The organism is Niallia taxi (assembly GCF_004005475.1).
Lineage (GTDB): Bacteria > Bacillota > Bacilli > Bacillales > Cytobacillaceae > Niallia > Niallia taxi.
Window position 1 is genome coordinate 120,039 of the sequence record NZ_RZTZ01000008.1, and the last position, 22,844, is coordinate 142,882.

A 22,844-nucleotide genomic window follows, 5' to 3' on the forward strand; every position below is an offset into this window, starting at 1 on the left:
GTATTTATGTTAACAACAAATAAACTTCAGCAGGCAGAACAAGCAATCCAAAATGCAAAGCAACAATTAAATAAACGATACAGACTAGGCTTTCATATTATGGCACCAGCTAACTGGATTAATGACCCGAATGGGCTAGTCCAGTATAAAGGTGAATATCATGCATTCTATCAGCACCATCCATATGATGAAAATTGGGGACCAATGCATTGGGGGCATGTCAAAAGTAAGGATTTAGTGCATTGGGAGCACATGCCGATTGCTCTAGCGCCAACAGAATCCTATGAAAAGGATGGCTGTTTCTCAGGAAGTGCTGTCGATGATAATGGTGTTCTCACATTAATATATACGGGTAATATTTTTGTAGACAAAGAGCAAGATATTCTCGACCAATCTCAATGTATTGCTACAAGCACAGATGGAATTACTTTCACAAAGGAAACAGCAAATCCAGTGATCTCTAAGCATCCAGCAGAAGGCTCCGGCCACTTCCGTGATCCTAAAGTTTGGAAGCACGAGGACTCCTGGTACATGATTATCGGTACAAGACAGGAGGATACGGGTAAGGTTGTTCTGTATAAATCACAGGATTTACGGGCGTGGCAATATGTTGGAGTATTAGCTGAAAGTGACGGTACATTAGGATATATGTGGGAATGCCCAGACTTCTTTGAGCTTGGAGGCAAACATATTTTGCTGTTTTCTCCGCAAGGAGTGGGAGCAGAAGGTGACTTATATAATAATCTTTTCCAAACAGGCTATTTTGTTGGAGATTACGATTATAAAACAAATGCATTCAAGTCAGGCAGCTTCACGGAATTAGATAATGGCCATGATTTTTATGCAGTCCAAACCCTTTTAGACGACAAGGGCCGCCGCATTGCAATCGGCTGGATGGATATGTGGGAATCCAGTATGCCAACAAAAGAAGATGGCTGGTGTGGTGCACTAACATTGCCAAGAGAATTAACACTCAATGAAAATAATAAAATTCTAATGAAGCCTGTCGAGGAGCTGTCATTACTGCGCACACAGCAGCAAAAAGTATGTACAGATAAAAGCCTGTCTGGAAGCTATCTCGTTGAAGCAACACAGGATTTAATCGAACTAAAGCTCGATTTTGATTTAACGAAAACATCCGCACAAGCAATAGGACTAAAAATTCGCGGCACCAATCAAGACGTAACCAAGCTCGCGTTTGATGTGGAACAGCAAAAGCTAGTGCTAGATTGCTCTAAGTCTGGAAAAGGCGAAGATGGAGTGAGACGCACAGCACTAAAAGCAGACCAGCAGCTTTCCTTAAGAGTATTTATCGACAGATCCTCAATAGAGGTTTTCGCAAACGATGGAGAAGTAACAATGACAAGCCGAATATATCCAACAGAAGAAAGATTAGGATTTGAATTGTTTAGTGAAAGCGGGGAGACAGAAGTAATTGATTTTACTTGTTGGGAGTTGGAGGATATTTGGGGATAATGAATAAGGGACCAAGTGAACATCACTTAGTCCTTATTTTATTAAAACGGCAGATTCCTAAATTTCTTTGGAGTTAACTCTGTATGCTCTTTAAATATTTTTATGAAATGAGGCACACTGTTAAATCCGCATTCATAGGTGATCTCTTGAATAGATAAGTCAGTGTTTTGCAAGAGTTCCTTTGCATGATTTATGCGGAAATTGATTAAATATTGATACGGAGAACAGTTCAGATGTTTTTTAAACACTCGTGAAAAATGATACGGACTTAAGCCTGCACAATTTGCAATGTCCTGAAGCTTAATCTGGGTATGAAAGGAGCTTTCTATGTAATTAATTGCCTCTAGGATAGATTTGAATTGCAAGGAATCGACTTCACTCGATTTCTTTTTTAATTCATAAAGAATCTTATGGATATAGATAGATACCGCATCTTCTTCAACATGATTCTCTTTGGCAGCATGGAGAATACTAGTCATATAGTCTTGAATTACATAATTATTTGCTATTGAAAAGACGCAGCCGCTTGCCTCATAAAGGAGATTATAATAAGCTTCACTTGCATTACCAGAGAAATGAATCCAATCAAATACAGTTTCTTCTTCGGCCTGATATTTATGCGGTTTATAGCAGTTCAGAAACACAAAGGAGTTTTCTGATGCGATATATTCCTTTTCCTCATAAAAGATTCTCATTTTTCCTTTCTTTACAATCATAAATAAATAGCTGTTCCAATTGTTCCGCTCCACGATATAGTCGTTACTGCAGCAAAATGTGCCAGAATAAGATAAATAGAAAAGTGCATCTTTTGCAAAATCACTAGGTGTGTGAAAATACATTTTCGATTGTGATAAAACACCTTTTTCCACCATATAAAACCGTCCTCCTGTTTAACTTTTAAGACAGCAAGAATATTATATTATTTAGCAATATCCTATAATGACATTGTAAATAGAGTTTATTAATATGTACATATGGAAAGCAAAAATAAACAATAAAGGAGATAAATGACATGGAAATTAGAATTGGATTAATTGGTGCAGGTTGGATGGGGAAAGCTCATACGAATTCATTTGTAAACGCTTTATTAAACTTCGGTCCTGAATATGGCAAGCCGATTTTTGAGGTAGTATCAGATGTGAGTGCAGAGGCAGCTAAAAAAGCCAGTGAGACATTAGGTTATGCCAAATGGACAACTGACTGGAAGGAAGTAGTTACTGACAAAAGTATTGACATCGTTGATATCGCAACACCAAATGCCTTTCACTATGAAATTGCAAAGGCGGCACTAGAGAACGGCAAGCATGTTTACTGTGAAAAACCTTTAACTTTATCAAGTGAGCAATCATTAGAGCTTGCTGAAATAGCGAAGGCAAATGGAGTTGTCAACTATGTTGGCTACAATAATGTGATGAATCCAGCAAGCTGCTATATTAAAGAGCTGGTAGACACCGGAAAACTAGGCGATATCGTCGGCTTCTTCGGAACATATGCTCAAGACAGCCTGCTTGATCCAAACTTGCCTATTACTTGGAGACATATTAATAAATATTCCGGATCAGGTGCACTTGGTGATTTAGGCTCTCACTTGTTAAGTGTTTCCCAGTTTGTTTTAGGAAATATTGAAAGCGTTAACGCCACATCAAAAACGATATTTAAGCAAAGACCAGCATCTCCTGGTTCGTTAACATTAGCAGAAGTGGAAAATGAAGATATTATTGCTATTCTGACAAACTATGAAAATGGAGCTGTCGGCACAATTTCTTCGAGCAGAATTGCTGCAGGCAGAAAAAATTACTTAACGTATGAAATCCAAGGTACACAAGGGACAGTTCAGTATTCTTTAGAGCGCATGAATGAAGTTAATGTGTATTTCACTTCAGATGATAGTGCAGACAGAGGCTTTCGAACAGTATTTTTAGGACCTGATCATAAAGGCTACAGTGCGTTTTATCCAGCGGCTGGTATTGCGATTGGCTATAACGATATGAAGGTGCTCGAAGCACATGAATTGCTGTCAGCATTATCAAGAGGCACTGCATATGTTTGCGATTTTACATTTGGCGCACAAATTGATAAAACAGTTGATGCTATTTTAAAATCAGCAGAACAGCAGCAATGGGTTCGGGTGAATGAAAAAGGAGGGGTAATCGCATGAAGATTAAAATAGGCACAGCACCTGATTCATGGGGAGTTTGGTTTCCGCAAAATGATAAACAGATTCCGTGGGAACGCTGTTTAAATGAAATGGTAGAGGCCGGCTATGAGGGAATTGAGCTTGGGCCGTGGGGCTATCTTCCAAATAATTATGTGCAATTAAAGCAAGAGCTTGAGAAGCGCAGTTTGAGTCTTACTGCAACAACCTTAGTCGGTGATCTTACTTCTGAAGCGAGTACCAAAGAAATGATTACCCTTTTAGATGAAATGGCCAAGCTTCAGCTGAAGTTCCCAACAGCGAAGTATGTTGTATTAATCGATGATTGTTATACAGACCTGTTTACTGGCGAACTGATTCGCCCGCAGATATTAAATGAGGAGGAATGGCGCTCATTCGTCCGCAATGTGGAACAAATTAAAAACCATGCCAAATCAACATACGGCTTGGAGGTAGTCTTCCATCCACATGCCCAAAGCCATATTGAGACAGAGGAGCAAATTGAAAGACTTCTGCATAATACAGACATCAATTTATGCTTAGATACAGGACATCATGCTTATGCTGATGGTGATCCAGTTGCATTCATGCGCAAATACTATGAGCGTATTCCATATCTTCACATAAAAAGCTGTGATCTTAAGGTAAGGGAAAGAATGCAAAAAGAAAACTGGCCATTTGCTAAAGCAGTGAGTGAAGATATAATGTGTGAACCTGAATTAGGGGTAGTGGATATGGAAGCATTTTTCGAGGTACTGCGTGATATTGACTATAGCGGCTGGGCAGTTGTCGAGCAGGATATGTATCCAGCACCATTTGATAAGCCATACCCAATCGCAAAACGGACAAGTGAGTATTTAAAGACGATTTCAAACTCTATTAATGTCAAATAGACAGTAGAATGATTTTTACATCTCTATCATAAGAAGAGCACTCTTATGATAGAGATGTAATGCTAAATAAGCGTGAGTTTCATTTGATTATTTTTGAAAGCGGATACAAATTTCTGGATGTTAAAGGAGGAATGGAAAGTGGATAATGCAAAGCTGTCTGATCATCACTCGATGGAAACGGGAAAACACAAAAAAGATCCTAAAAAAAATCTCCGGTTAATCACTATTGTTGCGACCTTTGGAGGGCTGCTGTTTGGGTATGATACTGGAGTTATTAACGGAGCTCTCCCATTTATGGCGCGTCCTGACCAGCTTAACTTAACTCCCTTTACAGAAGGCTTAGTCGCAAGCTCACTTGTCCTAGGTGCAGCGATCGGTTCCATCTTTGGAGGAAGGCTGTCAGATAATAAAGGTCACAGAAAAACAATTCTTTATTTAGCCATTTTGTTCTTCTTCGCAGCACTCGGTTGTGTTGTCGCTCCAAATACAACAATCATGATTTCATTCCGATTTCTGTTAGGGCTTGCGGTTGGCGGAGCATCGGTTATCATTCCATCTTATCTTGCAGAAATGTCACCTGCAGAACGACGAGGAAGATTAGTAACCCAAAATGAATTAATGATTGTTACTGGCCAATTTCTCGCCTATGTTTTTAATGCTGTTATCGGAAATACTTTTGACGAAGCAGGACATGTATGGCGTTATATGTTAGTGATTGCAACACTTCCCGCTGTCGCCTTATGGTTAGGTGTGCTTATTTTACCAGAAAGCCCGCGCTGGCTCGCGTCAAAAGGTAGAATCGGAGAAGCGCTTAAAACGTTAAGACAAATTCGTGAAGGAGCTTCCGCAGAAAAGGAATTAAAAAATATCGAGGCAAGCATCGCTGAAATGAAAAATACCAAAAAGGTCACCTTTAAAGATTTAAGGATTCCTTGGATTAAAAAAATTGTTGTTCTCGGGATAGGAATCGGAGCGATATCCCAATTAGTGGGCATCAATTCAATCATGTATTATGGCACACAAATCCTTCAAAATTCAGGATTTGGAACAAAGGCAGCATTAATAGGAAATGTCGCAAATGGCTTAATCTCCTTAGTTGCTGTGATTATCGGTATGTCCATCATGCATAAAGTAAATAGACGCTCCATGTTTCTGACAGGCTTAATTGGTGTAACAGCAGCACTTATTTCAATCGGAATATCCACACTGCTACTTGCGGATTCTCCGAGCTTGCCATATGTAGTCCTGTCCATGACATGCGTTTATTTAGCCTTCTTCCAAGGGGCAGTCGGCCCGATGACATGGCTTACGTTATCTGAGATTTTTCCAGCGAGAATCAGAGGGATAGGAATGGGAATGGCAGTCTTGTTTCTTTGGCTTTTCAATTTTCTGGTTGGTTTATTCTTCCCTATTCTATTAGACAGTGTCGGCTTATCGGCAACCTTCTTCCTATTCGCCGTATTTGCAATCGCAGGGATTGTGTTTATAGGAAAGTATTTACCTGAAACAAGAGGATTGTCATTGGAGCAGATTGAGGAGAATTTTAAACAGAATTAAAGAGTTCTATAGACAGAGCTGAAACTAAAATTAGTGCAGCTCTGTTTTTATTTTGCATCTTTCATTCAAAAAAACTTTGTTAAGTAATCTTACACGTTGCTTGCAACTTTATTTTTGAATTTCTAATATGTAAGTATTAAACCATTCTTCATGAGATGTTCGAGAGATATAAATAGAGAATAACGGTCAAAAAAACCAGTAGGCATCTGTAATAAAAAATAATCATTAAACATTATAATGTTATATTGACTATACCAAAGGACTGTAATAGAATGTCTTTATGAAAAGGATTTCATTTTGAAAAGGGAGAGAGTTATTCATGCGTATTTTATTGCGTTGTGCTTCAGGTATGTCAGCTAGTTTATTAGTAACATAAATGGAAAAGGAAGGCGGAGAAATAAAAGGGAGGATTAATAATTAAAGATAATATTCGTTTTAGTGTAAGGTCATTTTGGTGATTCAGATGTGATTTGTCTTGGACCACAAGTTAATCGTAGTTAATTCAATTACAACAAGCTAGCACATGCAAAATTAATTATTCTGTCTTGTCTACTAAGTAAGGAATATTTTTTATCTTCAAACATTATAATGTTATAAAGTTTGAGATTCGTATTAATTAAACATTTATAAAAAGAGGGGGTATTTTTATGAATAAGGTTATGCAGTTTTTAGAAACAAAAGTAATGCCAACCGCACAAAAAATTGGTTCACAGCATCATCTTTTAGCAATCCGAAATGGAATACTATCTACGCTCCCATTAACGATCATTGGTTCATTTTTTGTCATTTTATTAAATTTTCCAATTGCAGGTTATGATGAATTTATTGCGGACTTTAGGCCGGTACTAGATATTCCCTTTCGATTCACTGTAGGAGCAATGGCTTTATATGCTTCATTTGGCGTTGCATATGCTTTAGCAGGACATTATAAGCTTGACCAATTAAGTACTGCTTTACTTTCAGTCTTGGCCTTTCTGATTACGTCCATTGTCCCAATACAAGTAACTGAGCCTGTTGCAGGCGTTATTGAAGCAGGACGTTGGCTTAATATAAGCAGCTTAAGTGCTCAATCATTATTTGGTGCAATCGTAACTTCTTTGTTAACTGTCGAGATATTTCGGTTTTTTATCAAAAGGGATATTCGGATTAAATTACCAGATAGTGTTCCACCGATGGTTGCAAATTCATTTACTGCATTAATCCCAACACTCTGTGTTATTGTGCTTTTTTGGCTTGTTCGCCATGTATTACATTTTGATATTAATTCAGTCATTACGTTGCTAATCTCACCATTAAAAGACTTTTTAGTTGGCAATAGTTTGTTTGGCGGATTACTAACGATTTTCTTGGTTGTCTTTTTCTGGGCACTAGGAATACATGGTCCTGCCATTATGGGACCAATTATAAGACCAATGTGGGATGCAAGTATTCTTGAGAATATGGAAGTATTTGCTTCAACTGGTGATGCTTATAATCTGCCAACTTTATTTACAGAGCAATTCATTCAATGGTTTGTTTGGATTGGTGGAGCAGGATCAACTTTAGCACTCGTAGTGTTGTTCATGTTCTCAAAAGCAACATTTTTAAAGGAATTAGGAAAACTCTCATTCTTGCCTGGGTTGTTTAACATTAATGAACCGATCATTTTCGGAGCTCCGATTGTTATGAACCCGATATTAATTATTCCATTTATCTTGGCACCACTTGTAAATGGAATTGTCTCATACTTATTTTTCCAATTCCACTTAATACCTATGATTATGGCGAAACTTCCGTTTACGGTTCCAGCACCAATTGCAGCAATTATAAGTACAGATTGGACGATTATGGCAGGGGTATTAGTTATTCTGAACTTCTGTATCTCACTTGCTATTTATTTTCCATTCTTTAAAATGTTCGAAAAGCAGCACTTAGAGCAAGAAAAAGAACAATCCCAATCAAAAACCGCGTAAGGGGATGATTCCATGTTGGAGATGATTTTATCAGGGGGAGTATTGGTTGCTTCCTATATCGTATTTTTGAAAACGAATATTGGAGCAAAGTGGACAATTTGGAAATCAATCGGCTTATCCATTCTGGTAATCCTGCTATCAATGCTTCTATTTGTCTTTACAGGCGGAAAATTTTATTTAGTCGTAATCGTACCAACCATTATATGTGCTGTATTTGTCACCGTCAGTTTTCAAAGGTATATAAACAATGTTCAAAAAATAATAGCAGAAAAGTATGCAAATCGTGAGGTGTAAGGAATGAAGCGTTTAGGTGTCTCCATTTATCCAGAAAAATCAATGATGGAAGAGGATAAACAATATTTGAAAATGGCAAAAGCTTATGGGTTTGATCGTGTATTTACTTGCTTACTATCAGCTTCAAAGTCGAAAGAGGAATTAATGCGAGAATTTACCGAGATTATTACTTTTGCAAAGGCATTACATATGGAAGTTATTTTAGATGTCTCTCCTGCTGTCTTTGACAAATTAAGTATTAGTTATGATGATTTAGGTTTTTTCCATGAGCTAGGTGCTGATGGAATCAGACTTGATTTAGGATTTGACGGATTAAAGGAAGCGAAAATGACAAATAATCCTTATGGTTTAAAAATAGAGTTGAATATGAGTAATGATGTTGATTATCTGTCCAATATTTTAACACATCAAGGGAATAAGGATTATATCATTGGATGTCACAATTTTTATCCGCAAAAATATACCGGTTTACCATATGACTTCTTTATAGAATGTTCCAAACGCTTCAAAAAATATGGCATTAGAACTGCCGCCTTTATAACATCCTCAGTAGGACAAATAGGGCCATGGGATATTAATGACGGGTTATGTACTTTAGAACAGCATCGAAATCTGCCAATAAACATCCAAGCAAAGCATTTGTGGGCAACAGGGCTAATTGATGACATTATCATTGGCAATGCTTACGCAAGTGAGGCTGAGCTTCGTATACTTGGGGAGCTTAATCGGGATATTTTAGAATTAGAAATTGAATTAGAGCCTGATGCTAGCGAATTAGAAGTTAATATAGCTTTAAACGAAACACATATACGCCGCGGTGATATTACAGAATATATGATTCGTTCAGTAGACGTACGAAAAAAATACGCTGATCATTCAGTTGAAGAAAAACAATCAGTGTCGCAAACGACTGGGGATATTTTTATTGGCAATAATCATTTCGGAAAATATAAAGGCGAATTGCAGGTTGTATTAAAGGATATGCCAGAAGATAAGCGAAAAAACAAAATAGCAAAAGTTGTTGCTGATGAGCATTTTCTAATAGAGTATATCAAGCCCTGGAGCGCTTTTAAGTTGGTAAATGTAAAATGATTTCTACACTTTCCTATTGTTTGTTGGTACAATAAAAGGAAAAAAAGTTAATCGAAGTTGAGAAACGCTGGAAAGGTAGATCTTTATGAAATTGTTACGGAAAAAGGGACCATTTTATATTCAAGTGAAAAATGAATTAAAAGAACGGATGATAAAAGGAGTCTATCCTAAAAATTCATTAATCCCGCCTGAACCCGAATTGGAAAAGGAATTTGGTGTTAGTAAAATCACGATACGAAAAGCTGTCGAACAATTAGCCCTTGAAGGCTATGTCGAAAAACATAGTGGTATTGGTACGAAAGTATTAGATAATCGAGCCATTTCAAAACTATCAAAGGGGCAGGGGTTTTCTGAATATTTATTATCGACAGGATATACCTTAAGAAAGGGTAACGTAACAATTTCTAAAATAGATGTGTCGGACCATCCAATCTTATCTAACGTTTTTCATGAAAAAGAGTGCTATTGTATTGAGCGAATATTTACGTTAAATGACCAGCCGTACATTCATTTTACTCACTATATTCCTGGTCGTTTTTTACTTTCGCTTGACCCTGATACATTTACAAATTCCCTGTATGAAGTGCTGTATGAAAAGGGAGTATACTTTAATCGGTTTCAAGATGAATTTGGAGTGGAAATTCCAAGTGGAAAAATTGCTCGGTTGCTAAATATTGAACCGAAGCCATTATTTCAAAGAACACGTTTTTCTTATGACATCAATGAACAATTAATCGAATATTCGATTGGCTACTATAATACGGATATTCATAAATATATTGTGAACTTAAATATATAGTCAATGTAAAAAGCTAAGTTACTCTATTTGTACTTAGCTTTATATGATTAATAATTTGAAGGATATATATTTATTACATATTAAAACATTATAACGTTATGTTTTTATGGAATATCATTATAAAATTATATCTATTATCTTAACTTTAGTGACTGTATATTTTTTGAAAGTGTCTTTAAATAGAGTACGGAAAAGGTGAAATGGTATGAAAGATTTCGTATTACATCATGTAAAGAGAATAACCGGAGAGGAAATCGATATTGTCATAAATGACGGTAAAATTGCCAAAATCATGCCTGCAGGAACTGGACTTGGCGAGCATATGATAGATTGTTCAGGTGTTTATGTATCAAGTGGTTGGATCGATTTACATGTCCATGCATTTCCTGAATTTAATCCGTACGGTGATGAAATTGATAAAATCGGAGTAAATCAAGGTGTGACGACAATTGTTGATGCTGGTAGCTGTGGTGCAGATCGAATCTCCGAGATGGCTGCAAGCAGACAAAAAGCAAAAACAAATGTATTTGCATTTTTGAACATTTCCTCTATTGGTTTACAAAGAGTAGATGAATTATCCAGATTAGAATGGATCGATAAGACAAAAGTTCTACAAGCAGTAAACGATTATAAGGAATTAATCGTTGGCTTAAAGGCACGTATTAGCAAAAGTGTGGTTTGTGATAATGGGATTGAACCCTTAAGGATTGCACGAACACTTTCTAATGAAACAGCATTGCCGTTAATGGTGCATATCGGTTCTGGTCCACCATTCATCGATGAAATTATTCCTCTCCTAGAGAAAAGAGATATCATTACACATTATCTCAATGGGAAACAAAATAATCTTTTCGATACACAAGGGAAACCGCTCCAAGTGTTAAAGAATGCCATTGAACGCGGTGTGCATTTGGATGTTGGGCATGGTACAGCAAGCTTTTCCTTTAAGGTTGCACAATCGGCAAAACGTTATAACATTGGATTAAATACAATTAGTACAGATATTTATCGAAACAATCGGATAAACGGTCCTGTATATAGCTTGGCTAATGTTCTAACAAAATTCCTATCCCTAGGATATTCGCTGGAGGAAGTAATCATGGCAGTTACGACAAATGCTGCAAACTGGCTAAAAAAACCGGAGCTTGCTTGCATAAAGGTTGGGGCTGTTGCGAATTTGACCCTTTTTACTTTTCGGAATGAACCGATTACACTCACTGATTCTGAAGGTGAAAAGCGGGAAGCGAAGCAAAGAATAGAAACAAAAGGAGTGGTTATAAATGGAGAATTCATTGAATGCTAAATATGGGCTTAAGCGTGTAATTAATGCAAGTGGGCGAATGAGTATCTTAGGTGTATCAGCACCAACTGATACGGTGATGGATGCCATGAAGCAAGGTGGACAAAACTATGTGGAGATTACAGATTTAGTCGACAAAGCAGGTGATTATGTTGCAAAAATCCTAGGTTCAGAGGCAGCAGTGATCGTAAACTCGGCATCAAGCGGGATTGCTCTTTCTGTTGCAGCAATTGTAACACAGGGCAATCGCCGTAAAAGTGAGCGACTTCATCAAGAGGATATTCCGAAAAGTGACATCATCATGCTAAAGGGTCACAATGTACAGTACGGAGCACCTGTAGAAACGATGATTTACTTAGGCGGTGGAAAGCTTGTTGAGGTTGGCTATGCCAATGAAGGCAAAGCGGAGCATATTGAAGATGCCATTTCTGAGAACACAGCAGCTATCCTCTATGTCAAATCACATCATGCCGTTCAAAAAAATATGATTTCTGTTGAGGAAGCATGGGAGGTTGCCAAACGGAATGAAATTCCACTTATTGTTGATGCAGCGGCAGAAGAGGACCTGCAAAAATATGTGAAATTCTCTGACCTTGCGATCTACAGTGGTTCCAAGGCAATCGAAGGACCAACTTCAGGAATTGTTGCTGGCAAACGAATCTATATGGAGTGGCTAAAGACTCAATTACATGGGATTGGACGAAGTATGAAAGTCGGGAAAGAAACAACATTCGGCTTACTTCAGGCACTTGATGAATACGGCAATAAAGAAGACAAAAGCGAACAAGAGAAAGAAGCATTGCAAATATTAATGTCACTTAATAAGCTTGATGGCGTCAACGTAACGATTGTTCAGGATGAAGCTGGCCGTGCCATTTTCCGTGCCAGAATTCAAATTGATGCTAATCAAGTTCAACTAACAGCAAAAGAAGTGAATACAAGACTGCGAGAGGGTGAGATTGCCATTTATACACGCGATTATGGTGTGAGACAGGGCTATTTCGATATCGATCCCCGTCCGCTGCAGCATGATGATATTCAGGTAATTGAATCTAAGCTACGTGAAATAGTGGGAGGAAAATAAAATGTCCAATATCTCAAAACGTTTTTACAGGAATCGTGTTGCCTTAAATGTTTTAGCAAATAGTGTTGAGAATGCAAAAGAGGTTTTTGAAGCTGCTGAAGGCTATGTGTTAGTTGGTGTTCTTTCGAAGGATTATTCTACTGTAGAAGAAGCAGTCACAGCAATGAAGGAATATGGGAAAGAAATAGATGAAGCGGTATCGATTGGATTGGGTGCAGGTGACAACCGTCAAGCTGCTGTTGTTGCAGAGATTGCAAAATACTATTCCGGCAGTCATATAAACCAAGTGTTTCCTTCTGTTGGAGCTACACATGCCAATCTTGGGGAAAAAGATAGTTGGATTAACAGCTTGGTATCACCAACAGGACGGGTAGGTTATGTGAATATATCAACAGGGCCAATTAGTGCAGCACACGAAGAGCATGCAATTGTACCAATCAAAACTGCTATTGCGCTTGTACGCGACATGGGCGGAAATGCATTGAAATACTTCCCAATGAAAGGGTTAAGCAGTGAAGACGAATTCCGCGCTGTTGCACAAGCATGTGGTGAAGAAGGTTTTGCATTAGAGCCAACAGGCGGGATTGACAAAGAGAATTTTGAACAAATTTTGCGTATTGCTTTAGAAGCCAATGTGCCGCAGGTTATTCCACATGTGTATTCCTCGATTATCGACAAAAACACAGGAAATACAAATGTCGAGGATGTATGTGAATTACTTGAAACGATGAAGAAATTGGTTGATCAACATGCCTAAGAGTATTGCAGCATTTGGAGAGGTTATGATGCGTCTGCAGGTGCCTGGATACAAACTTCTCTCCCAAGGAAGCACATTAAACTATTCCTTTTCTGGTACTGGAGTGAACGTAACCGCAGCACTAGCAAGATTTGGCCATACTGGGTTGCTTGTGTCCACATTGCCAGAAAATCCAATTGGTGATGCAGCTCTTTCCTATCTTCAAAAACTTGGAATCACAACATCATTCATTAGACGAGATGGAAAGTATGTTGGTATGTACGTATTAGAAAATGGCTTTGGTGCCAGGCCAAGTAGGGTTACATATACCAATCGGCTTGAAAGCAGTTTTAATACCGCAGCTGAGGGAACGTATGATTTTAACGCCATCGTAAAGCAAGTCGATATTGTCCATTTTTGTGGCATCACGCTAGCAATGAATGATACTGTCCGTCATCTCATGAAAACATTAGCCAAAGCGGTAAAGGAAAATGGGGGGACAATTGTTTTTGATTGTAACTACCGTCCATCGCTCTGGGGTGAGGCCGGATATATAAAAGCGAAGCCACATTACGAAGAAATGCTTCAATTAGCTGACATTGTCATGATGAATGAAATGGATGCACAGTTTGTACTAAACTTGAAAACAGAGAAGAATGATCGCAGTGAGCAGCTGAAGGAATTAATTCCAATTGTTGCAAAAACCTATAACATCTCTGTCATTGCTGGCACACACCGGACAATCAACGGTGACAATACACATTCCTTACAAGGCTTTATCTTTAAGAATCAAGCATTCCACTTTTCAAAAACATTATCTTTTTCTGTCTATGACAGAATTGGAGCAGGAGATGCTTATTCAAGCGGGATTATACATGGTGAAATGGAAGGGTTTCCACCTGAGAAAACAGTTGAATTTGCCGCAGCCGCGGGAATGCTTGCACATACAATTGCAGGAGACACACCAATGTCAACAGAGAAGGACATATTGCGGGCTATGACAGAATCAGTAGGAGATATTGAAAGGTGAAATAGTAAAGAACAGGACTTGTTTAGTTAAGTCTAGGTTAAAGCTGAACTATTATATTTATTAATAGTTCGGTTTTTTTTTATGTTATTGTTTACGGTTTAAATACAAGAAATAAAAATCTTAGTGGAATGGAGCGGAGGCCACTCGATTCTAGCCGTAATTAGAAGATGCTCTAGACCCCGTAGACAAAGACGAGGGTTATCGGAAAGCGAGTGGGTGCAGCGCAACGAAATGAAACGTATTAATATTAAAGACATACTATATTAATTCTCAAAAGGTCAAAAGTTAGATGGATATTTTTTATCATTAATATTATTCTCCACTTATTTTACTTTATCCATCTCAGAGTCCGTAAGGTAAAAAAATTTCTGTTTTGCTAACAAAAATTTCCTGAAGCTTCTCCTTGAAAAGTGTAAATACTAAACAGGCAAAAACAGCACAGTTTCTAGGAGGAAATGAAAAAAATGAGAGTGGTACATTCACTAATAGCATGCATGACAATCCTTTTTTGCTCAGTCGGTTTAAATCCAACTGTCTCCGAAGCACAACGAGTTACACATGATCCCGTTATTTTCGTTCACGGCTTAGGCGGAAACAGTACGAACTTTTATTTCATAAAAACCTACTTGAAGCAGCAAGGCTGGGCAGACAATGAGCTTTATGCCATTGAATTAGTTGATAAAACAGGCAACAGTATTACTAATGCAAAACAGCTTGCCACTTATGTAGATGATGTACTAAAGAAAACAGGGAAAAAGAAAGTGGATATTATCGGTCACAGTGCAGGCGGCATTAATGCCTTAACATATATCCTTAATACAGGTGGAAGCAAGGTTAGTGATGTTGTGACATTAGGGTCTCCAAATCGTGTAATAACAACAAAAGCACCTGTAGGAACAGATCCTAACCGCAAGATTTTGTATACTTCCATCTACAGCACTACCGATTATATAACACCATACCGTCTGTCTATCCTTGACGGCGCGAAAAATATTCAAATCAGTGGCGTTGACCATTTAGGGCTTGTTGCTAGTAAAAAGGTGAACGAGTTAATTAAGGCTGGCTTAAATGGCGGCGGTTTGAATACGAATAAATAGTTATTGTATAGGACATCTGAAACTCTTATTGACGAAAGGTCAGTAAGAGTTTTTTAGTGGAAAAAAGATCTTATTACAAGTAGAACTCTTACTAAACTGCATCTATTATTCTTTTATAAAATAGTGGTTTAATTCTTGTATTTTACCTAGCAAATTACCAGCCTAGCAAATCTTACCGGTTGTTTCTCCTCCCGAAATAGATAACAATTAGTTATAGCAAGATAACTTTTTGAAAAACAGGGAGGAAATAATGAAGAATACTAAATTACTAATTTCATTAGTTGCGTGTATGGCTATTATTGTTTCTGTTGTTGGCGTTAAGCCTTCTGTATCTAAAGCGGCATCTAGTCATGATCCAGTCATTTATGTCCATGGTACAGGCGGGAACAGCACCAACTTCTTTGCGATAAAAAGCTATCTTAAAACACAAGGCTGGGCAGATAACGATCTTTACGCGATTGAACTAATCGATAAAACAGGCAACAGCTATACAAATGCAAAACAGCTTGCAACATATGTTGATCAAGTGTTAAAGAAAACAGGCAAGAGCAAAGTCGATATTATTGGTCATAGTGCCGGCGGAATCAACACACTGACGTATATCTTGAATACAGGCGGAACGAAGGTCAATGATGTTGTAACATTAGGTTCACCTAACCGCTTCATTACATCGACAGCACCTGTTGGAAAAGACCCTAACCATAAAATTTTGTATACGTCTATTTACAGTTCAAATGATTATTTAGTACCAACATGGCTATCTAACCTAAAAGGAGCGAAAAACGTTCAGCTTAGTGGAATTGGCCATTTAGGATTGGTTGCTAACAGCAAGGTCAATGAGCTTATTAAGGCAGGATTAAATGGCGGGGGCCAGAATACGAACTAATATAAGATATAAGAAAAATGACTCAAGAGCTGTCTTGAGTCATTTTTTTATTTAGAGACATTAAAAAGTGAATGGGAAGACCATGAACAAAAGGACGGCAGCCATCCTCGCAAATGGGAAAGGCTGATGAAACATATTACGTTTACAATATAACACGACCTGTACCAAGAAAATTTGAAAAAATATTAACGTTTTCAAAACGCGGTTTATTTTGATATTTTTAGATTAAAATTTCTAATAACTTGTGACAACTTTCGTGAAAATTAGAATGCTAAAAAAGGAATGGTGAGGTGATAACACCTAAATCGGCTTTTGTAATGTAAAAAGCTTCAGTTTTTTACAAATGTTTGCAACTAGTTATAATAAGCTGTATATTTAAACTGTAAGCGATTTCATAAAGGGGAGGATAACTAATGAAAAAATGGTATTCTGTATCATTATCATTGCCGTTAGCAGCTAGTTTATCATCCAGGGAAGGTGTTTTGGAAGAGAAAAACCAAAATGATAAAGACGGTGTTTTTTATGAAATCTATGTGAAGTCTTTTTATGATTCTGATGGAAATGGCCATGGTGATTTAAAAGGGGTTATTAAGAAGCTGGATTATTTAAATGATGGAAATAGAAATACGAACAAGGATTTACAAGTTAATGGCTTGTGGTTAATGCCGATTAATACCTCTCCAAGCTACCATAAATATGATGTGACAGATTACTATAGTATCGATCCTGAATATGGAACATTGGAAGATTTTCATGAACTGACATTAGAAGCACATAAACGTGACGTTAGAGTTATTATAGATTTAGTAATCAATCATACAAGCAGTGAGCATCCTTGGTTTATAGAAGCCAGCCGAGATGTTACTAGTAAATATCATGATTATTATGTTTGGTCAGATGAACATACTGATTTAAGTGAAACTGGATCATGGGGCCAGCAGGTGTGGTATAAAAATCCGAATGGAGCAGGCTATTATTACGGCACTTTTTGGTCTGGGATGCCTGACTTAAACTTTACTAATCCTCATGTAAGAGAAGAGCTAATAAAGATTGGCCAGTATTGGTTAAAGCAGGGGGCGGACGGCTTCAGGTTAGATGCGGCTATGCATATTTATAAAGGACAAACAACAGATGGTGCATTAAACAACCTAAAATGGTGGGAGCAATTCAGAGCAGCGATGCTAGAGGTAAAACCAGATGTGTATTTGGTTGGAGAGGTTTGGGATGTGCCAGAGGTTGTTGCGCCATACTATAAGTCATTAGATTCTGCATTTAACTTTGATTTAGCCAGCAAAATTGTTCATTCTGTTAAAAGCGGCATAGACGAAGGGATAACTGCAGCAGCAATAGCTACAGATGAACTTTACAGAACCTATAACCCAAACAAAATCGATGCAACCTTCTTATCAAACCATGATCAAATTCGAGTTATGAGCGAATTAAATGCAGATATAAAAAAGGGCAAATCGGCAGCCTCCATTCTCTTAACATTGCCTGGTAATCCGTTCCTATATTATGGAGAAGAAATTGGCATGACAGGTGAAAAACCAGATGAGCTAATTCGGGAACCATTTCGGTGGTACGAGGGTGATGGTGAAGGCCAAACAAGCTGGCAGACACCTGTTTATAATATTGGCAATAACGGTATTTCAGTCGAAGTACAAGACAATAACGAAAATTCGCTGTTAAATCACTACCGTAAAATGATTCGTATTCGGCAGCAGTATGTGGAGTTAGGCAAAGGCAATATAGAAAGTATCGAAGTGAATAATGCCAAAGTTGTTGCTTATAATCGTACGTATAAAAAAAGCTCGATTCAGATTTTTCATAATATCGCAAATGAAACAGTCGTTGTAAAGACTCCACTTATAGGGAAAGTTATTTTCGTAAGTGAACAGGGTGTTAAGAACACGAAATCCTCTTTAACCATTCCGGCTCACACAACTGTTTTAGTGAAATAATAATTATTGATTTCACTGGTAGGGCTCTAGGGTTACTAGAGCCTTTTTTTACTTAAAGGATTCACGAGAACGGTTTTCTAGTAACTATAGTTAGTGTCTTATGGAAATCCCCTGCATTTTTTAGTGTTGTGCAGTAGTTTAAGTTATTATAAAAATATTACTAAAATAGGGTAAAATTTATAGTGTCTATATATAGCGACTATAAAGAGTGAAAGTTTGTATATATACATAAATAGTCTCGTTCATTTACGTGATTTGGTTATCTTTTCAACTAATAGTCACTTTGTTTAGACCTTATACTTATGCACGTAACAATAAAAAAATAGCGAGCACGAAAGTTATTTGGGAATACTATTAGTCATATTGATTCGAGCTTTTTACCTGTATCCGATATTTCAGTATGTTATAGTAAAGAAAGAAGCAATTTAGATATCATAGAATAGTGAGGTAAGGTGTTTTGGCAAAATTAATTTACAGTTTAATTGCTGTACTTATATTGCTTGTAGGCTGCAGCAATAATTCAACGACAAAAGAAGAGGATACAAAGGAAGAGGCTTCTTTTGATGAAACGCAAAAGGAAGTTGTGGATTTCATTAACAATGATGTTGCGAAGGTTTCTGCATATGAAACAGAGGCAAATGAAGCACTGGAAACTGTGACAGGCGATAACTTTAAATCAGATGAAGAGCTGTATAAAGTGCTGATTAATCAAGTCATCCCGACATATGAAAAAGCAGTTAATGAAGCAAAAAATATGGAAGTCACTTCTTCTGAATTAAAGCCCTTGAAAAAACAAATGGAAGAAGCAACAAGCACATATTACGATGCATTGCAGCTTGAAAAACAAGGCTTAGAAACGAAAGAAGAAGATTTATTTGGTCAATCAAACGCAAAAGCGCAGGAGTACTTGCTGTTGATTAAAGATTACCATGAAGATATGGGCAAATTAGCGAAAAAGTATGATATTGACTATCAATCTGAACAATAATTCAGGAAGAGAGGTACCGATTTGGTATACCTCTCTTTTTTTGCGCTTTTATAAATAGCTCACAATAATAAATGGTGATGCTTAAAGGGACAGGATAGTTTCCCAATATCTTGATTTGTTGTAATCTATCTGTAGTAGGATTGAAAAACTTTCCAGTGGAAAAGGTGGAGATTCAATGAAACAGACTGTGTACATTACTAGAAAGCTGCCAAATGAAATCGTTGAGAAGCTATCGCGAAGACTTCATGTGCGGATGTGGGAGGAAGAAGGGAAACCAGTACCAAGGGAAATACTGCTTAAAGAAGTTGAAAATGTAAACGGGCTTATTTGTTTATTAACAGACACGATAGATGAAGAGGTCATAACCAGGGCGAAGCATTTACAGATTATAAGTAATGTAGCGGTAGGCTACAACAATATTGATGTTAAAGCAGCAACGAAAAAAGGAATAATCGTGACTAATACCCCTGGAGTTTTAACAGAAACGACAGCAGATTTAACCTTTACGCTGTTAATGGCAGCTGCTCGCGGCGTAACAGCTGCCTCTGATGCTTTGCGAGGTGGACAATGGGGGGCTTGGTCGTTAATGGAATTTACTGGTCAAGATATATTTGGAGCAACATTAGGGATTATTGGATTAGGTAGAATTGGTGAAGCACTTGTGAAGAGGGCACAAGGGTTTAACATGAATGTGCTTTATTATAATCGCACCCGAAAGTATGATAAAGAACGTGAACTTGGTATCACATATGCAGAGCAGACGGAACTTTTGAAAAGGTCTGATTTTGTATGTCTCATGCTTCCATATAGTCCAGAAGTCCACCATCTGATCGGGAAAGAGGAATTGTCTTTAATGAAACGAAATGCCATTCTTATCAACACAGCCAGAGGCGGCCTAGTCGATGAAGAGGCATTATATCATGCATTAAAAAGCGGCGAAATTTGGGGTGCTGGCTTAGATGTTTTTGAACAGGAACCAGTACCAGTTAATCATCAATTATTAACTTTAACTAATGTGGTTACATTGCCGCATATCGGAAGTGCAAGTCTTAATACAAGAATGAAAATGGCACATCTTGCAGCAGATAATATAGTAAGAGTGCTGAATGGTGATACTCCATTAACAGAGGTTCGCCTGTAATATAAGTGAAGCTTTGATTAATTTAGAGCTGTTTAAACTCGTGGACTGTATTATTGCAATCTTTTATTGATGTACAAAAGTCAAAGGGAATTAAACCTTACCAAGAGTATTTTTTACATAAAAAGACGATATCAGCCTATACAGCTAATATCGTCTTTTTATCAATAACTTTTTACTGCATTCTTTGCCAAGGCATTCTTGATAGCAAGCACTGCTGTTTCAGTATTTTGAGCAGTCAGTATGATGGTCCGCTCTTCACCATAAAGTTTGGCTTTTCGTTCATAAAGTGGGTCATAATAATATTCTAAAAGCAGGTAAACAGCTTGTTCATAGTTTTTGTTTATTAAGTGATCTTCAATGGATGCTGCGATTGGTGTATGAATTCTTCTCTTGATTAGCTGGAAAGCCTCAAGACATTCTTGGTGATGCTCCCATGGCTCATAATCTTCAAGAATATGCTTTACTCTTTCCTCAATCGGCATGTGCAGAAAGATTTGGATGCCTGCTTCTTTTCTTTTTAGCAGAGGCTCTGGAATAACAACTTTGCCTATCCGTTTGCTTTCAGCCTCCATCAGAAGATAAGACGAACCCTTTAACTTTTCTAAGTGATGTATAAGCAAGGAATCAAATGTTTTTTGATTATGTGCATGTTTTCCGATTTGGCCGAAAATGGAACCGCGGTGGTTTGCCAACCCTTCAAGATCAATAACAGGATAGCCCTCTGAAGCAAGCTGCAACAGGATTTTTGTCTTATTAGAGCCTGTATAACCGTTTAAAACTATTGCTTCCTGCTTTATTTCAAGACTTTCTATTTGCGATACAGTCCATTGTCTGTATGAACGGATGCCGCCTTGAAGCCGGAAGGCATGAACTCCCATTAGATCAATAAGTGTCGCAGAAGTTTTACTCCTCATACCTCCTCGCCAACAAAAGACGACTACGTCTCTGGATAATTCCTGAAAGGCCCGAACAAACTCAGGAAGCTTGGCTGATACTATTTCCACGCCTCGTGCTTTTGCGGCATCGACACTAACCTGTTTGTAGATAGTCCCGATTTCTGCCCGCTCTTCATTATTGAATAGGGGAATATTTATGCTTCCTGGAATTGTATTTTCGGCAAATTCAGCCGGTGAACGAACATCAACTAGTGTGAAGTCTTTCTTGTCTTTCAGATCCAACAATTTTTCAATCGTAATATCTTGGAACAATCGTAACCCTTCTTTCTAATACCTCTTTAAGCAACAACAATATGTCCCTTTTGATTGTCTGTTACTTCACCTATTAAGGCAGCCTCCACACCTTTTTCAATTAGTTGAGCAAGCAGGGAGTCTGCTTCATCTCCGCTGACAGAAATTAACAGTCCGCCAGAAGTAACCGCATCACATAAAATCAGCTGATCCAATTCATCCATTTGTGCGGGAAATGATACTTCCCCATCTAGGTGTGCAAAGTTATTTTTTGTGCCGCCTGGAATGACCCCTTGTTCAGCCAATTCTCTGACTCTTGGAAGAAGAGGGACTTGCTCTTTATAAATAGTAATGCCAGCTTGGCTTCCTTTTGCCATTTCTGAAGCATGTCCAAGTAAACCAAAGCCTGTGACATCCGTACATGCATGTACGTTAAATGGTTCCATTACTTCTGCAGCAGTTTTATTTAAAGTTGCCATTACTGTCGTAACACGATCGATTTCTTCCTCTGACAGTAAGGACCTTTTAATGGAAGTTGTTAAAATACCGACACCAATCGGTTTAGTAAGAATAAGTTTATCGCCAGGCTTAGCACCTGCATTTGCACGGACTTTGTCAGGATGAACAGTACCAGTCACAGCAAGACCAAATTTAGGTTCTTTATCATCAATAGAGTGGCCTCCAACAAGTGTTGCCCCAGCTTCCTTTACTTTATCACCAGCACCGCGCATAATGTCTGATAAAATCTCCTTATCAAGAACAGAAATAGGGAAAGCGACGATATTTAGTGCTGTTAAAGGCTTTCCACCCATTGCATATATATCGCTTAACGCGTTTGCTGCAGCGATTTGACCAAATGAATAAGGATCATCAACAATCGGTGTAAAAAAATCGAGTGTTTGTACTAGCGCCAAATCATCTGTTAATTTATAAACACCTGCATCATCACTAGTATCAAGACCTACAAGCAGATTCGGATTAGGTTCTGCAGGGGGAAGCATTCTAATTACTTCTGACAAATCAGCAGGACCAATCTTGCAGCCGCAGCCCCCTTTTGTTGATAAGCTAGTTAGTTTTACTGGATAAGACTGTGTCATATGACACCAACCTTCTTTCTAATTAATTCTTTTCATGTACCTATTTATTATAAAACACATTTTATACTAATGCACAATTAACGGTTCTTTCTAAAAGGTACTAATAGAATTGATGTGTT

The 22,844-nt window shown here is 37.8% G+C and carries 20 protein-coding genes; 17 read left to right on the plus strand and 3 right to left on the minus strand.

The window, feature by feature from the left end:
- Positions 1-6: 6 nt before the first annotated feature.
- Positions 7-1,476: a glycoside hydrolase family 32 protein gene (locus tag EM808_RS18555; protein WP_127739701.1), complete on the plus strand. Its 1,470-nt coding sequence runs from the start codon at positions 7-9 to the stop codon at positions 1,474-1,476.
- Between the two features lie 41 nt (positions 1,477-1,517).
- Here the strand turns inward: EM808_RS18555 and EM808_RS18560 are convergent, their stop codons facing one another.
- The gene (locus EM808_RS18560) at positions 1,518-2,348 is read right to left on the minus strand and encodes an AraC family transcriptional regulator (RefSeq protein WP_127739702.1); all 831 of its coding nucleotides are present in this window, start codon (positions 2,346-2,348) and stop codon (positions 1,518-1,520) included.
- Between the two features lie 140 nt (positions 2,349-2,488).
- Here EM808_RS18560 and EM808_RS18565 point away from each other — a divergent pair, with 140 nt between their 5' ends.
- From EM808_RS18565 to EM808_RS18640, 16 genes are all read left to right on the plus strand, one after another.
- Positions 2,489-3,634 carry a Gfo/Idh/MocA family protein gene (locus EM808_RS18565; RefSeq protein ID WP_127739703.1) on the plus strand — a complete coding sequence of 382 codons (1,146 nt, stop codon included), beginning with the start codon at positions 2,489-2,491 and terminating at the stop codon, positions 3,632-3,634.
- Positions 3,631-4,524, plus strand: a complete 894-nt coding sequence (locus EM808_RS18570) for a sugar phosphate isomerase/epimerase family protein (RefSeq protein ID WP_127739704.1) — start codon at positions 3,631-3,633, stop codon at positions 4,522-4,524. Before EM808_RS18565 ends, EM808_RS18570 begins: the two co-directional genes overlap by 4 nt.
- 171 nt (positions 4,525-4,695) lie before the next feature.
- Positions 4,696-6,081: a sugar porter family MFS transporter gene (locus EM808_RS18575; protein WP_150909292.1), complete on the plus strand. Its 1,386-nt coding sequence runs from the start codon at positions 4,696-4,698 to the stop codon at positions 6,079-6,081.
- Positions 6,082-6,728: 647 nt separating this feature from the next.
- A complete protein-coding gene (locus EM808_RS18580; RefSeq protein ID WP_127739706.1) occupies positions 6,729-8,033 on the plus strand; it encodes a PTS sugar transporter subunit IIC in 1,305 nt (434 codons plus the stop codon).
- Positions 8,034-8,045: 12 nt separating this feature from the next.
- A complete protein-coding gene (locus EM808_RS18585; protein ID WP_127739707.1) occupies positions 8,046-8,327 on the plus strand; it encodes a hypothetical protein in 282 nt (93 codons plus the stop codon).
- A 3-nt stretch (positions 8,328-8,330) separates the two neighbouring features.
- Positions 8,331-9,419 carry a DUF871 domain-containing protein gene (locus tag EM808_RS18590; protein ID WP_127739708.1) on the plus strand — a complete coding sequence of 363 codons (1,089 nt, stop codon included), beginning with the start codon at positions 8,331-8,333 and terminating at the stop codon, positions 9,417-9,419.
- An 85-nt stretch (positions 9,420-9,504) separates the two neighbouring features.
- Entirely contained in the window at positions 9,505-10,218 is a 714-nt protein-coding gene (locus tag EM808_RS18595) for a GntR family transcriptional regulator (protein WP_127739709.1), read from the plus strand.
- A 205-nt stretch (positions 10,219-10,423) separates the two neighbouring features.
- The gene (locus EM808_RS18600) at positions 10,424-11,521 is read left to right on the plus strand and encodes an amidohydrolase/deacetylase family metallohydrolase (RefSeq protein WP_127739710.1); all 1,098 of its coding nucleotides are present in this window, start codon (positions 10,424-10,426) and stop codon (positions 11,519-11,521) included.
- A complete protein-coding gene (locus EM808_RS18605) occupies positions 11,499-12,602 on the plus strand; it encodes a DgaE family pyridoxal phosphate-dependent ammonia lyase (RefSeq protein WP_127739711.1) in 1,104 nt (367 codons plus the stop codon). Before EM808_RS18600 ends, EM808_RS18605 begins: the two co-directional genes overlap by 23 nt.
- Before the next feature lies 1 nt (position 12,603).
- Positions 12,604-13,359, plus strand: coding sequence for a 2-dehydro-3-deoxy-phosphogluconate aldolase (gene dagF / locus EM808_RS18610; protein WP_127739712.1), 756 nt, complete (start codon positions 12,604-12,606; stop codon positions 13,357-13,359).
- Complete coding sequence (locus EM808_RS18615; protein WP_127739713.1) at positions 13,352-14,368, plus strand: sugar kinase; 1,017 nt, start codon at positions 13,352-13,354, stop codon at positions 14,366-14,368. Before dagF ends, EM808_RS18615 begins: the two co-directional genes overlap by 8 nt.
- A 455-nt stretch (positions 14,369-14,823) precedes the next feature.
- Complete coding sequence (locus EM808_RS18620) at positions 14,824-15,465, plus strand: esterase/lipase family protein (protein WP_127739714.1); 642 nt, start codon at positions 14,824-14,826, stop codon at positions 15,463-15,465.
- A gap of 250 nt (positions 15,466-15,715) precedes the next feature.
- Positions 15,716-16,351, plus strand: a complete 636-nt coding sequence (locus EM808_RS18625; RefSeq protein ID WP_127739715.1) for an esterase/lipase family protein — start codon at positions 15,716-15,718, stop codon at positions 16,349-16,351.
- Positions 16,352-16,764: 413 nt separating this feature from the next.
- Entirely contained in the window at positions 16,765-18,312 is a 1,548-nt protein-coding gene (locus EM808_RS18630; protein WP_127739716.1) for an alpha-amylase family glycosyl hydrolase, read from the plus strand.
- A gap of 457 nt (positions 18,313-18,769) precedes the next feature.
- On the plus strand, positions 18,770-19,300 hold the full coding sequence (locus EM808_RS18635) for a hypothetical protein (RefSeq protein WP_127739717.1): 531 nt from the start codon (positions 18,770-18,772) through the stop codon (positions 19,298-19,300).
- 175 nt (positions 19,301-19,475) lie between these two features.
- A complete protein-coding gene (locus EM808_RS18640) occupies positions 19,476-20,441 on the plus strand; it encodes a 2-hydroxyacid dehydrogenase (RefSeq protein ID WP_127739718.1) in 966 nt (321 codons plus the stop codon).
- A gap of 161 nt (positions 20,442-20,602) precedes the next feature.
- On the opposite strand, the gene mnmH is transcribed toward EM808_RS18640, so the two are convergent.
- Together mnmH and selD are read right to left on the minus strand one after the other, a co-directional pair.
- Positions 20,603-21,649: a tRNA 2-selenouridine(34) synthase MnmH gene (mnmH, locus tag EM808_RS18645; RefSeq protein WP_127739719.1), complete on the minus strand. Its 1,047-nt coding sequence runs from the start codon at positions 21,647-21,649 to the stop codon at positions 20,603-20,605.
- 26 nt (positions 21,650-21,675) lie between these two features.
- Positions 21,676-22,725, minus strand: coding sequence for a selenide, water dikinase SelD (gene selD, locus EM808_RS18650; protein ID WP_127739720.1), 1,050 nt, complete (start codon positions 22,723-22,725; stop codon positions 21,676-21,678).
- Between the last annotated feature and the right edge of the window lie 119 nt (positions 22,726-22,844).